Source organism: Stenotrophomonas sp. YJH_SMC_131, from assembly GCF_059367975.1.
This window is the reverse complement of the sequence record NZ_JCAFRJ010000011.1, coordinates 71,081-83,292: the sequence shown is the minus strand read 5'-3', so window position 1 is coordinate 83,292 and position 12,212 is coordinate 71,081. Positions and strand designations below refer to the sequence as shown.

Annotated in this window: 13 protein-coding genes; 7 read left to right on the top strand and 6 right to left on the bottom strand. The window is 68.4% G+C overall.

Annotated features, from left to right (window positions below):
- Positions 1–2: 2 nt before the first annotated feature.
- The 6 genes from mdcE (at position 3) to AC5P56_RS19220 (ending at position 5,357) form a co-directional block, all read left to right on the top strand.
- Positions 3–707, top strand: a complete 705-nt coding sequence (gene mdcE / locus AC5P56_RS19245) for a biotin-independent malonate decarboxylase subunit gamma (protein WP_262225021.1) — start codon at positions 3–5, stop codon at positions 705–707.
- Positions 700–1,341 carry a malonate decarboxylase holo-[acyl-carrier-protein] synthase gene (gene mdcG, locus AC5P56_RS19240; RefSeq protein ID WP_262224968.1) on the top strand — a complete coding sequence of 214 codons (642 nt, stop codon included), beginning with the start codon at positions 700–702 and terminating at the stop codon, positions 1,339–1,341. Before mdcE ends, mdcG begins: the two co-directional genes overlap by 8 nt.
- Positions 1,342–1,376: 35 nt before the next feature.
- Positions 1,377–2,192 (top strand): triphosphoribosyl-dephospho-CoA synthase MdcB, encoded by an 816-nt coding sequence (mdcB, locus tag AC5P56_RS19235; RefSeq protein WP_495231859.1) that lies wholly within the window; start codon positions 1,377–1,379, stop codon positions 2,190–2,192.
- The gene (mdcH, locus tag AC5P56_RS19230) at positions 2,189–3,109 is read left to right on the top strand and encodes a malonate decarboxylase subunit epsilon (protein ID WP_014646334.1); all 921 of its coding nucleotides are present in this window, start codon (positions 2,189–2,191) and stop codon (positions 3,107–3,109) included. The genes mdcB and mdcH overlap by 4 nt, the downstream gene beginning before the upstream one ends.
- A gap of 104 nt (positions 3,110–3,213) precedes the next feature.
- Positions 3,214–4,581 carry an SLC13 family permease gene (locus AC5P56_RS19225; protein ID WP_134808615.1) on the top strand — a complete coding sequence of 456 codons (1,368 nt, stop codon included), beginning with the start codon at positions 3,214–3,216 and terminating at the stop codon, positions 4,579–4,581.
- Positions 4,582–4,637: 56 nt separating this feature from the next.
- A complete protein-coding gene (locus tag AC5P56_RS19220; protein WP_049441166.1) occupies positions 4,638–5,357 on the top strand; it encodes a GntR family transcriptional regulator in 720 nt (239 codons plus the stop codon).
- Between the two features lie 294 nt (positions 5,358–5,651).
- On the opposite strand, the gene AC5P56_RS19215 is transcribed toward AC5P56_RS19220, so the two are convergent.
- A complete protein-coding gene (locus tag AC5P56_RS19215) occupies positions 5,652–5,975 on the bottom strand; it encodes a hypothetical protein (protein WP_495231858.1) in 324 nt (107 codons plus the stop codon).
- Positions 5,976–6,128: 153 nt separating this feature from the next.
- On the opposite strand from AC5P56_RS19215, the gene AC5P56_RS19210 reads away from it, so the two are divergent.
- Positions 6,129–7,076 (top strand): nucleoside hydrolase, encoded by a 948-nt coding sequence (locus AC5P56_RS19210; RefSeq protein WP_075076135.1) that lies wholly within the window; start codon positions 6,129–6,131, stop codon positions 7,074–7,076.
- 4 nt (positions 7,077–7,080) lie between these two features.
- Here AC5P56_RS19210 and AC5P56_RS19205 read toward each other — a convergent pair whose 3' ends face one another.
- From AC5P56_RS19205 to AC5P56_RS19185, 5 genes are all read right to left on the bottom strand, one after another.
- Complete coding sequence (locus AC5P56_RS19205) at positions 7,081–8,340, bottom strand: MFS transporter (protein ID WP_495231857.1); 1,260 nt, start codon at positions 8,338–8,340, stop codon at positions 7,081–7,083.
- Between the two features lie 78 nt (positions 8,341–8,418).
- Positions 8,419–9,432, bottom strand: a complete 1,014-nt coding sequence (locus AC5P56_RS19200; RefSeq protein WP_495231856.1) for a hypothetical protein — start codon at positions 9,430–9,432, stop codon at positions 8,419–8,421.
- 125 nt (positions 9,433–9,557) lie between these two features.
- Positions 9,558–10,871: a sensor histidine kinase gene (locus AC5P56_RS19195; protein ID WP_032960782.1), complete on the bottom strand. Its 1,314-nt coding sequence runs from the start codon at positions 10,869–10,871 to the stop codon at positions 9,558–9,560.
- The gene (locus tag AC5P56_RS19190; protein WP_032960784.1) at positions 10,868–11,608 is read right to left on the bottom strand and encodes a response regulator; all 741 of its coding nucleotides are present in this window, start codon (positions 11,606–11,608) and stop codon (positions 10,868–10,870) included. The genes AC5P56_RS19195 and AC5P56_RS19190 overlap by 4 nt, the downstream gene beginning before the upstream one ends.
- Before the next feature lie 57 nt (positions 11,609–11,665).
- A complete protein-coding gene (locus tag AC5P56_RS19185) occupies positions 11,666–12,211 on the bottom strand; it encodes a redoxin family protein (RefSeq protein ID WP_495231855.1) in 546 nt (181 codons plus the stop codon).
- Position 12,212 lies beyond the last annotated feature (1 nt).

Below are 12,212 nucleotides of genomic sequence, written 5' to 3'. Positions count from 1 at the left end.
GCATGCCGTTGCAGAACCTGCTCGATGCCCTGTTCCCGCATGGGCATGCCATTGCGGTGAACGATTCGGTGCTGACCGGCAGCGCCACCACCGAGGATGGCGAGGTGGCCGTGATCGGTACCGCCGACAAACTTGAAGTCGGCGTGGACCACGCACTGGCACTGGCCGAAACCGTGCTTGCCAGCACCGGCGCACATCCACAGCGACCGATCGTGATGCTGGTGGATACCGCCGGACAGCGCCTGGCGCGGCGCGACGAACTGTTGGGCATCAATGGTTACTTTGCGCATCTCGCGCAGACGCTCGATCTGGCACGCCGCCGTGGTGCGCGCCTGATCACCCTGGTCTACGGCGAATCGGTCAGTGGTGGCTTCCTGTCATTCGGCCTGATGGCCGACCACATCCACGCCCTGCCCGACGCACAGGTGCGGGTGATGGACCTGCGCGCGATGGCACGGGTTACCAAGCAACCGCTGGAGAAGCTGCAGGCGCTCAGCCAGAGCTCGCCGGTATTCGCGCCGGGCGTGGCCAACTACGTGGCGATGGGTGCGGTGGACTCGTTGTGGGAAGGCGATCTTTCCCAGCACCTGCTGCAGGCCCTGCGCACACCCGCCGAAGGCGACCGACGTGCCGCACGCGGCGCACAGCGCGGCGGTCGCGCCCTGGCGGCAGCGGTTTCGACTGCGGTGGCCCACGGCGATGCCTGAGCGGCCCGCCCGCCACACGCTGGCCTGGCTGTCGGCCGATGCCGACTGGCGGGCTGACGTGACTGGACACGAACCGCGCCTGGCAGCATGGTTCGCACAGGGCCTGCCAGCCATGGTGGCACGCAGTGCGGCGGGTGATCCCGACCCGCGGCTTCGCCTGGGGGTGCCGCTGCCGCCAGGCGAAGGCAAGCAACGGCTGGCGCTGCGCGTGGCCCTGCAGGACATCCAGCACCTGCAGCCTCCCCCTGCCCTGGATCAGATTCTCGCCGGCGGCGTTCCGGCTGATTGGCAGGCGGCACTGCAGGCAATGCTGCGGCTTGCACCGGCCCGCGTGTTCGGCGCCTTCGCCTGGCAGCACCTCAGCGGTCTGCCCTATGTGCACGCACGCTCGGACATCGACCTGCTGTGGCAGGTGGGCGACGCGCGCCAAGCCGACCTGCTGGTCGAGCGCCTGCAGCACTGGGAAAGCGCCTTCGGGCATCGGGTCGATGGCGAACTGTGCCTGGTGGATGGTGGCGCGGTGAACTGGCGCGAGTACGCCGGGCGCAGCCGCGAGGTACTGGTCAAGCGCCTCGATGGTGCCGCACTGGAACTACGTGATGCGTTGTTCGCCTCCACCGGGGTGAGCGCGTGAACGCCCTCGTGCAACCGGCGGTCAGGCCAGCTGCCGTGGACAGCGCGCGTCTGGGGCGCCTCGCCATCGCCAGCCTGCACGCCGAACTGGCCCTTGCACCCAAGCCAGGGTTGGTCACCCCCTTCGACAGCGGCAGCCACCACGACATGGACGCCGGCACGTTCCTGCGCAGCCTGTTCACGCTGCGCCACTACTTCATCGCCGTGGCCTGCCTCGGTGCAGCCGAGGCGGACTTCAATGCCTTGCGCCGGTGTGGCATCTCCGCCGAAATCGCGATGCTGCGCGCGACCGCCGGCATCAACACTCATCGCGGTGCGGTCTTCAGCCTTGGCCTGCTGGTCGCGGCTTCCGCTGCCTGTCGGGGCCGCACGGGCGGTGCCATCGCAGCCGAGCAGGTCTGCCAGGAAGTGCGCCGCTGGGCTGCCGAGCTCGCCGGCGCACCACTTGATGCGAACAGCCCTGGCCAGCGCGCGCGCGCACGGCACGGCGTGCAGGGTGTGCGCGAACAAGCGGCCGCCGGCTACCCGCTGCTGCGCGAGGTGGCACTGCCTACACTGCGCCACGCGCTGGCCAGCGACCTGCCACGCGAGGCCGCGATGTGCCAGACCCTGGTGCAGCTGATCGCGTGCGTGGATGACCTCAACCTGCTGCACCGTGGCGGCGCCAACGGCCTGTGCTGGGCCCAGCAACAGGCGCGAGGCTTCCTCGATGCCGGTGGCGCCTTCGTACCCGGCTGGCAGGCACGCCTGCACAGCATCGGTGATGGATTCGTCGCACGCCGGCTGAGCCCCGGCGGCAGTGCCGACCTGCTGGCCTGTGCCTGGTTCCTGCTGCAGCAGGAGGTCGCATGAGCCTTGCCCTGCTCTGCCCCGGCCAAGGCGTCCAGCACGCGGAGATGTTCGAACGCGTGCGCGATCTTCCGGCCGCACGCCACATCCTTGATCTGGCCAGCACGGTGCTCGGACGCGATGTATTTTCCGCCGCTGGGGCCGAAGACCGCTTCGACAATGCGCAGGCGCAACCGCTGCTGTGCGCGGCCAGCCTGGCGCAGTGGCAAGGACTGCGCGACTGCGTGCCAGCGCCGACGCTGATCGCTGGCTACAGCATCGGCGAGCTCGCCGCGCACGCCATTGCCGGCAGCTTCGATGCGGCCACCTGCCTTGCCCTTGCGGCGCAGCGCGCGCGATTGATGGACAGCGCCAGCCCCGCCGATGCAGGCCTGCAGGCGGTGCTTGGCCTGGAACGCCATGTACTGCAGCCGCTGTGCGATCTGCACGGTGCGCACGTGGCCATCGCCAACGGGCAGGACCATTTCATCGTGGGCGGCACGCACGCCTCGTTGCAGCGGCTGGCCGATGCAGCGCGGGCGCAGGGCGCGGACATCCGTCTGCTGCCGGTGCGCGTGCCCGCACACACACCATTGCTGGCGGCGGCGGTCGCACCGTTCGCTGCCGCACTCGATGCATCGCCACTGCAGGCCCCACGCCTGCCGCTGCTGGCCGGCATCGATGCGCGACCGGTGCGGGACCGCGCAACGGCAGTCAACACGCTTTCGTTGCAACTGGCGCAGACCATCGAATGGGCGCAGGTGATGCGCCAGGCCTTCGAGCGCGGCGCGCGGGTATTCCTGCAGTTGGGCCCGGGCAACGCGCTGGCGCGCATGGTCGCGCCGGCCTATCCGTGCTGCGAGGTGCGCGCGGTGGAAGAGTTCCAGAGCCTTGAAGGCGCGGCGGCATGGGTCCGCAGCGCGCTGGAACGGCTGCAGTAACGGGTTCGAGCAGTACGTATCACGCAACACGCCGTACGTCGCCTTACCCCGGGATGGCGGGTCTCCATCCGCGCTGTACGTGAGTCACGTGTCTGGGAGGGCGCATGAGTCCACAAATCGCAACGATCATCGGTCTGGTGATCATGTTCATCGTCGCCACCGCGATGCCGATCAACATGGGCGCGGTCGCCTTCGCGCTGGCCTTCATCATCGGGGGGCTGTGGGTCGACATGGGCGGCAAAGAGGTCCTGGCCGGCTTTCCCGGCGATCTGTTCCTGACCCTGGTCGGCATCACCTACCTGTTCGCCATCGCGCAGAAGAACGGCACCATTGACCTGCTGGTGCACTGGGCAGTGAAAGCGGTACGCGGCCATATCGTGGCCATTCCGTGGGTGATGTTCGTGATCACCGCGGTCCTGACCGCGTTCGGTGCGCTGGGCCCGGCCGCGGTCGCGATCATCGGCCCGGTCGCCCTGCGCTTTGCCAAGCAGTACAACATCAATCCACTGATGATGGGCCTGCTGGTCATCCATGGTGCGCAGGCCGGCGGCTTCTCGCCCATCAGCGTGTACGGCAGCATCACCAATGGCGTGGTGCAGAAAGCCGGGCTGGAAGTGACCGAGATGGCGGTGTTCCTGACCAGCCTGGGCTTCAACTTCATGATGGCGACGATCTGCTTCTTCGCCTTCGGTGGCATCGCCCTGCTGCGTCGCGGTTCGATCACGGCAGCGGGAACGATCGGCAATGCCGAGCTGGCGATGGCCGGTGGCCCGCAGGCATCCTCGCGCCAGTTCGCGATCGAAGGCCATGGCGCGCTGGTCGCAGCGGGCGGCGGCACCCTGTCCAACGATCCGGCGGCACTGGATGAGGTCAGCCTGACCCGCGAGCGGTTGTTCACCCTGATCGGCCTGCTCGGCCTGGGCGTGGCCGCGCTGATCTACAACCTCAACGTCGGCCTGGTCTCGATCACCGTGGCGGTGGCGCTGGCGCTGCTGTCGCCGCAGAGCCAGAAGGGCGCGGTTGACGGCATCAGCTGGTCGACCGTGCTGCTGATCTGCGGCGTGGTGACCTACATCGGCGTGCTGGAACATGCCGGCGCGGTGGACTTCATCGGCAACAGCGTCTCCGACATCGGCATCCCGCTGCTCGGCGCGCTTTTGGTCTGCTACGTCGGCGGCATCGTCTCCGCATTCGCCTCGTCGGCCGCGGTGCTCGGCGCAACGATTCCATTGGCCGTGCCGTTCCTGATGCAGGGTCACCTCAGCGCCGCTGGCGTGATCTGCGCGCTGGCGGTGTCGTCCACCATCGTCGATGTCAGCCCGTTCTCCACCAATGGCGCACTGGTGGTGGCTTCGGCAGCCAAGGAAGAGCGCGAGAGCCTGTTCCGTCGCTTCCTGGTGTACAGCGGTCTGGTGGTGGCGCTGGGGCCGTTGCTGGCCTGGCTGGTGTTCGTGGTGCCGGGCTGGATGTAACCGCCATCGGGTCGTGCCGGCCGCTGGCCGGCGCGACCTGGCGTTACACTCTGCGCATGGCCATTGCCCCTGCCCCGCGGTCACCGAAGAAGCGCGCGCCTCTGTACGAAGAGGTGGCCGAACACGTGCGCGAGCGCATCTATGACTACCGCTTGCCGCCGGGCGAGTGGATCGACGAGCCCGCGCTGTGCGAGGAACTGGGTATCAGCCGTACGCCCCTGCGCGAGGCGTTGAAGCTGCTGGCAGCCGAAGGCCTGGTGCAGATCGATGCCGGTCGTGGCAGCCGGGTCACCCGGCTGACGCTGGAAGACCTCAACCAGCTGTTCCCGGTGATGGCCATGCTGGAAGGCCGTTGCGCACACGAGGCGGTGAGGCACATCGACGATGCCGGCGTGCAACAGCTGGAGGCCCTGCATGCGGCGATGGAAGCGGCGGCGGCCGAGGGCAACATCGCCGAGTACTACCGCAACAACTACCTGATCCACGAAACCGTGCAGCATTACGCCGGCAACCCGTGGCTGATCCGCATCACCCACGACCTGCACCGCATCCTGAAGATGCATCGCGGCCGCCAGCTGCTGACCCCAGGGCGCACCGCGCAATCGCTGGCCGAGCACCGCGAGCTGATGGAGTGCTTCCGCCGCCGCGACGCGCAGGCCGCCGAACGCACCATGGAACGCCATCTGCTCAGCCAGGGCCAGGCCCTGGCCGCCTATGTGGCGGCAGGCGGGCTGTTGAACGTGCCGGCGCCCTTGCCGACCGAAGGCGGCGGCTGAGCGGATGTGGTTGCCGGCCAGCGGCCGGCACTACCGGGACGTGCCCTTGGTTGGACTGTTGAACGTGCCGTGGGCGCTTGCCCGCCGAAGGCGGCGGCTGAGCGGATTTGGTTGCCGGCCAGCGGCCGGCACTACCGGGACGTGACCTTGGTTGGGCTGCTGAACGTGCCGTGGCCGCTTGCCCGCCGAAGGCGGCGGCTGAGGGGAAGAGGTTGCCGGCCAGTGGCCGGCACTACCGGGACGTGACCTCGGCGGGTTAGTGCCGGCCGCTGGCCGGCATCCCGAAACGTCTGATCAATCGCCACCGCAGCTGCCGCCGTCCCCCCCACCACCATCACTGCTGCAGTCGGAGCTGCTGTGGCTGTGATGGCTGTGGCTGTCACCGGAATAGCCAACGGAGGTGTCATGGCTTGCACCGCCATCCCCCCGGCTGCCTGAGCCATCGGCCGTGGCCACTGCCAGGCACAGGATGGCGCCGACCAGCGGCAGCAGCCAGACCAGCAGCAGCTGCACCGCGCGGCCACCCGCCGACAGGCCATCACGCCTGACGATCACCACGGTAGCCGCCACGTTCAGGCCCAGCACCAGCAGGACCAGCAGAAGGGCAACGGTCAACATTCGGCGGCTCCATGCCTGGACTGGAGGGCATTATGGGCCTGCCAGCCCGGCAATGGCCCTGCCCGTCATGAAGATGGGACAATGCAGGGCGCGCCTGCCTGCTTCCAGGCCGCCGGCGCCCCCCGCACCACACGGAAGAAGAAGAACAACAACATGCTGAAAGTCATTTTCGATACCGACCCGGGCGTCGACGACGCCCTGGCCCTGCTGTACCTGCACAAGCACGCCCAGATTGACCTGATCGGCGTCACCACCACCTTCGGCAATGCCTCGGTGGAGTCGACCACGCACAACGCGCTGTACCTGAAGCAGGCCTGGGGCTTCGCCGCCCCGGTCGCGCGCGGTGCCGGTGGCCCGCTGCAGCCGGAAGCCACCCCGGAAGCCTGGCCGGTGCACATCCACGGCCACAACGGCCTGGGCAACCACCCGGTGCCGACCGAACTGGACGTGGCCGCCGACGCGCGCCCCGCTCACCAGCTGATCATCGACCTGGTCCGCGCCCATCCGGGCGAAGTGACCCTGGTCGCGGTCGGCCGCATGACCAACCTCGCGCTGGCCCTGCAGCAGGCCCCGGACATCGCCGGCCTGGTGCGCGGCGTGGTGATCATGGGCGGCGCGTTCCACGTCAACGGCAACATCACCCCGGCCGCCGAGGCCAACATCTGGGGCGATGCCGAAGCGGCCGACGTGGTGTTCACTGCCAGCTGGCCGGTCACCGCCATCGGCCTGGACGTGACCACCCGCGTGGAAATGGACCGTGACGGCCTGGATAAGCTGGCAGCGATCGGCGGTACCGACGCCGAGCTGGTGCGTGCGCTGTCGCAGGATTACGTGGACTTCTACCTGCAGGCCGGCCACAAGGGCATGGTCGTGCATGACTGCTGCGCCTGCATCGCGCTGACCCGCCCGGAGCTGTTCCAGTTCGAGCGCGCCAGCGTGCGCGTGGCCACCGACGGTGTTGCCCGCGGCATGACCATTCCCAAGCCGGAAGGCATGGCATTCGGTCCCAGCGTGTGGGACGGCCACGTGGTGCAGTCGATCGCCATCGGCGTGGATGCGGCCGCGGTACTGGCCGACATCGAGCAGACCCTCAAGGTCTGACCCGCTAGCGCTTGGCCCTGCCCGGGACCGTCTCGGGCAGGGTCCACAGCACCGGCAGCACCAGCACCGCCACCAGCGCGATCATCGCGCCTGGCGCTGCTGCCCAGCCGCTGCGCTCCACCCACCATTGCGCCAGCCATGGCGTTGCCCCGCCGAAGAAGGCCGTGGCCATGGTCACCCCCAGTGCCAGCCCACTCACCCGCCCTTCGCCGGGGAACTGCTCGGCCGTGGCCGGGGCCGCGACCGCGCTCACGCCGCCGGCCACGCAGGCCAGCAGCACCGCCGCCAGCGCAATGCCCAACGGCGGCGCCTGTGCCATCCAGGCGAACAGGGACAGCGGCAACAACGCTGCCAGCAGGGTCAGGCCCAGCAGCATCGGCCGCCGCCCGACGCGGTCGGACAATGCGCCACACAGCGGCGTGATCGCAATCACTGCGACCGCCGCAATTGTCGAAAGCCACAGTGCATCGCCCTCATCGTGGCCCTGCGCGTGCAGGAACGCAGGCACATAGGTGATGCCCACGTAGTAGGTGATCGATCCCAAGGCCGAGATCGCGAAGGTGCGCGCCACCGCCAGCGGGTGGTGCTGCAGCACATGCCGCAGCGGCGTGGCAGGAATGCTGCCTTCGCGGCGCTGGCGTTCGAACTCAGGCGATTCGTGCATGCCCGAGCGCGCGACCAGGATCACCAGTGCCAGCGCAGCGCCGACGAAGAACGGAATACGCCAGCCCCAGCTGTCCAGCTGCGCGGGCGCGAGCAGCGCCACGGTGACCGCCGAGATCGCTACCGCCAGCAGTGCGCCTGCTTCACTGGCGGCCGAGGCCAGCGAGGTCACCAGGCCACGCCGCCGCGCCGGTGCGCTTTCCAGCAGGTACGCCACCACGCCGGTGTACTCACCGCCCACCGAAAACGCCATCACGCAGCGCAATACCAGCAGTAGCACGCCCGCCGTGGTACCTGCGGTGGCCGCGGTCGGCAGCAACGCAGTGGCCAGCATCGCCGCCGCCATCAACGCCATCGAAGCCAGCAGCATCCAGCGCCGGCCCAGGCGGTCGCCCAGGTGGCCGAAGCACAGCGCGCCCAGCGGGCGCATCAGGTAGGACACCGCGAAGCCGGCCAGGGTGACCAGCAGCGCCTGTTCGCCGCCGCCGAAGAACACCCGCGACAACACCGTGGCGAAATACAGGTACAGGGTGAAGTCGTACCACTCCACTACCGTGGACAGGCCCGCCACCCACATCGAGCGCTGCCGCGCCGCGGTCATTGCGTGTTCGCCTTCAACAGCCTCGGTCCCGGTTGCGCAGGTTCGGGGCAGGATGTCATGGCCCGGGTGAAATACCGGTCATCGGCCATCCGCTGCCTGCATGTACTGGGTTTCATGGCCGGTGAAGCGCTCACCGTCAAAACCGAAGCAGAAGCGCCCTTCCTCGAACACGCGGTAGACCAGCAACGCGCCATCGAGGCAGAACTGCGGCTGGTCCACGCCCGTCTCCAGTGTCCCGTAGCCGGTAGCATCACCGCCCTTTCCCGCCGGCCCGGTGAAGGCATCGAACGGCAGTGGCGTCGCCCTGCCCGTGCGGGTATCGACCAGCACCAGCGTGCGCTGGAAATACTCCGGACGATCATCGACCTGTACCAGCAGGTAGTGCCGGTTGAAATTGGGTTTCTGATGCTGGAGGGCATCTTCGATGGCTGCGCGGTGCCGCGCATCGCAGAAGTCGACCGGGCTGTAGCGGTAACTGCAACCGTCGTGGTCGTAGGGCAGGTTCATGCCGGAATAGCTGATGCTTCCCTCGCTGTCCACGTCGTGGCCCAGTTCCGGGGTGCTGCACAGCAGCCACGAACGCTGCGCATCTTCGGGATCGGCCATCAGCTTCGGCTCGCGGCCCTCCTCGTAAGCCGCACCACCCGGGAAGTCCTGGCCGAAACGCTGGCGGACGATGGGACGTGCCTTCTCCAGCGGCAGGCCGATCCTGGCCCCACGGAACGAAACGAATGTCATCGTCGGCAGGATCACCTCTTCCACCGGCAGCCCCTTCCACTGCCCCTGCACGCAGAACGTGGCGATCTCGTTCTCCACGTCTTCCTTGCAGGGCTTCGGCGCGTTCGCCGCCAACCAGGGATGGGCCGGGCGCCCGGTCAGCTGATCGATGTACCAGCCGTCCAGCGCGCAGGTCGGCAAGGCGTCGAGCAGCGGAGAGAGGTCTGTTGCGGTGGCCGGGGCGGCAGGCGGTGTGCCCGCTGCGGGTGCGTCGGTCGGTGCGTCCGGTATGCGCTGGCAGGCCGCCAGCGCGAGCAGACCGACCAGCAGCGCGACGTGGCGCGGGCGCTGGATTGAATGCTGCGTTCCCTGCATTGCGTGCTTCCTGGTTTTGACACTCCCTGCAGATGATCGCCGATCCCAAGGCCGTGCAGGAACGTCACAGATCCCACATCGGGGTCAGAGCCCTTCGCTCCCGCAAGGGGATCCGACCCCGCCCGTTACCCCGGCAGCTGCAGCTCAGCCATCAGCCCGCCACCCTCGCGGTTGCGCAACCGCAGCGAGCCGCCCAGCGACTGCGCCAGTTGCACCGCGATGGCCAGTCCCAGGCCAGTGCCACCGGTATCGCGATTGCGCGAGCTTTCCAGCCGATGGAACGGCGCCAGCACTGCCTGCAGCTGGTCCTCGGGGATGCCGGGGCCACGGTCGGAAATTCCGATCCATACCCTTCCGGCCTCATCGCGGCCGGCCTCGATCTCGGCAGCGCCGGCGTAGCGGAGTGCATTATCGACCAGATTGCCGACCACCCGTCGCAGCAGCTGCGGCCAGGTCTGCACGACCAGTCCAGCGGGCGCACCGCCACTGACCGGCTTGCCCATGTCCTCGTAATCGCCGACCACACTGGCCAGGAACGCGCCCAGGTCCATCGACACCGGCGCGCCACTGGCGACGTGGCTGCTGCGCGCATAGGCCACACCCTCGCGCACCAGTTGCCCAAGGTGGTCGAGGTCGGCCAGCAGCCGCTGCTGGGTGCTGTCTTCAGGCAGGGTCTCCACCCGGAGCTTCATGCGCGTGATGGGGGTCTGCAGGTCATGCGAGATCGCGGCCAGGATCTGCAGGCGTTCACTGACATGGCCACGAATGCGTGCCTGCAGTGCGTTGAGCGCGGCTGCTGCGCCGCCCACTTCCGCCGGGCCATCTTCAGGCAGTGCAGGCCCGTCCTTGCCCGGCTGCAGATGCTCCACCGCATGCGACAACTGCTGCAGCGGGCGCATGGCCAGGCGCACCGCCAGCCACGCGCACACCAGCAGCAGCGCCAGCTGCACCAGCAGCACGGCGGGCAGCCAGCGCGCCAGCGGCAGGCCCGACGGGGTGACTTCAATGGTCAAGGGAGTGCCGTCGTGCAGGCGCAGTTCCACCTCGAACCGCTCCGGCAGGCGAGCCACCTGGCGCGCCTGCAACGGATAGCGGTGCTGCAGGCTGTCATCGATGATCGCCGTGACCTGGCGTGCACGATCGGTCTGCAGCCCCGGTCCGGCCGCGGCCGGGCGCAGCAGGTAACGGTAGGTGCGCCGCTCCAGCCGCGGCACCCAGGCATCGCGCTGGTCCGCGGGCAGGTGCTCCAGCAGCGCAACACTCACGGCCACGTCTTCGTCCAGGTTGCGCAGCATCATGCTGCGGGTGGACTGGTAGCGTTCGAAGAACAGCAGGCCGAAGGACAGTGCGTGGGCCAGCGCCAGTCCGCCCAGCAGCACCAGCAGCAGCCGCGCCGACAGCGTGCGCGGCCAGCGTGGGCGGCGTGCGGTGGCGTTCATTCGTCCGGCCCCAGCAACTGCACCGGCACGCTGAACACATAGCCTTCGCTGCGCACGGTCTTGATGTAGGTCGGCTCGCGTGCGTCGTCACCCAGGCGCTGCCGCACGCGGCTGACCAGCAGGTCGATCGAGCGGTCAAACAGTTCGGCATCGCGGCCCTGCGTGAGGCTGAGCAGCTGGTCGCGGCTGAGCACCCGATTGGCGTGATCGAGGAATACGCGCAACAGGCGGAATTCGGCGCCACTGAGTGGATACGCGGTGTCCTGTGCATCCAGCAGATGGCGTGCGGTGGTGTCCAGGCGCCACTCGCCGAAGGCCAGCTGGCGACCGGCTTCGCTCACCTGCAGATTCGGCGGCAACATCCGGGTGCGGCGGATCACCGCATTGATGCGTGCCAGCAGTTCGCGCGAAGAGAAGGGCTTGGTCACGTAGTCATCAGCGCCCATTTCCAGGCCGATGATGCGGTCGGTTTCGTCGTCGCGGGCGGTCAGCAGCACCACCGGCACCGCACGATGCTTGCCGGCGCGCAGGTTGCGGCACAGGCTCAGTCCGTCCTCGCCCGGCATCATCACGTCCAGCACGACCAGATCCACGGCATGGGTATCCATCAGCGCGCGCATGGCCCGGCCACCGTCGGCCTGGCTCACGCGCAGGCCGTTGCGTTGCAGGTAATCGGCCAGCATCTGGCGGATCTCGCTGTCATCGTCGACGACCAGGATGTGCGGTACGTGGTTCATTGCGTTCTCGATGAGGACGAAGGTCAAGGCCGCGCGGTGCGGCCATGGTAGCGCGGCTCAGGGGTTGGCCAGCAGGCGCTGGATCTCGCTTTCGGTACGTGCGTAGTCGCCCTCGCCGTAATGGCGGTAGACCACCCGCCCCTGCCGGTCGAGCAGGTACAGTGCGGGCCAGAAGCGGTTGCCCCAGGCGTTCCAGATCCGGTACTGGTTGTCCTGCACCACCGGCCAGGCGATGTCCAACCGTGCGATGGCCTTGCGCACGTTGCCAGGCAGCCCTTCATAGGCGAACTCCGGCGTATGCACGCCGATCACCCTCAGGCCCTGCGACGCGTAGCGCGCATGCCACTGGTGGACATACGGCGCCACGTTGAGGCAGTTGCTGCAGGTGTAGGTCCAGAACTCGACCAGCACCACCTTCCCCCGCAACTGCTCCAGTGTGAGCGGCGGGCTGTTGTGCCAGGGCCCGCCACCGTCGAACCCGGCGGCGGGAACGGCCCGTGCCGGCTGCGCATCGGCCTCCGGGCTGGGCCAGGCCATCAACAGCGCAGCCCCACCCGGCACGCCCATCAGCAACGGCAGCACGTACGCACGCAGGCCGGCCATC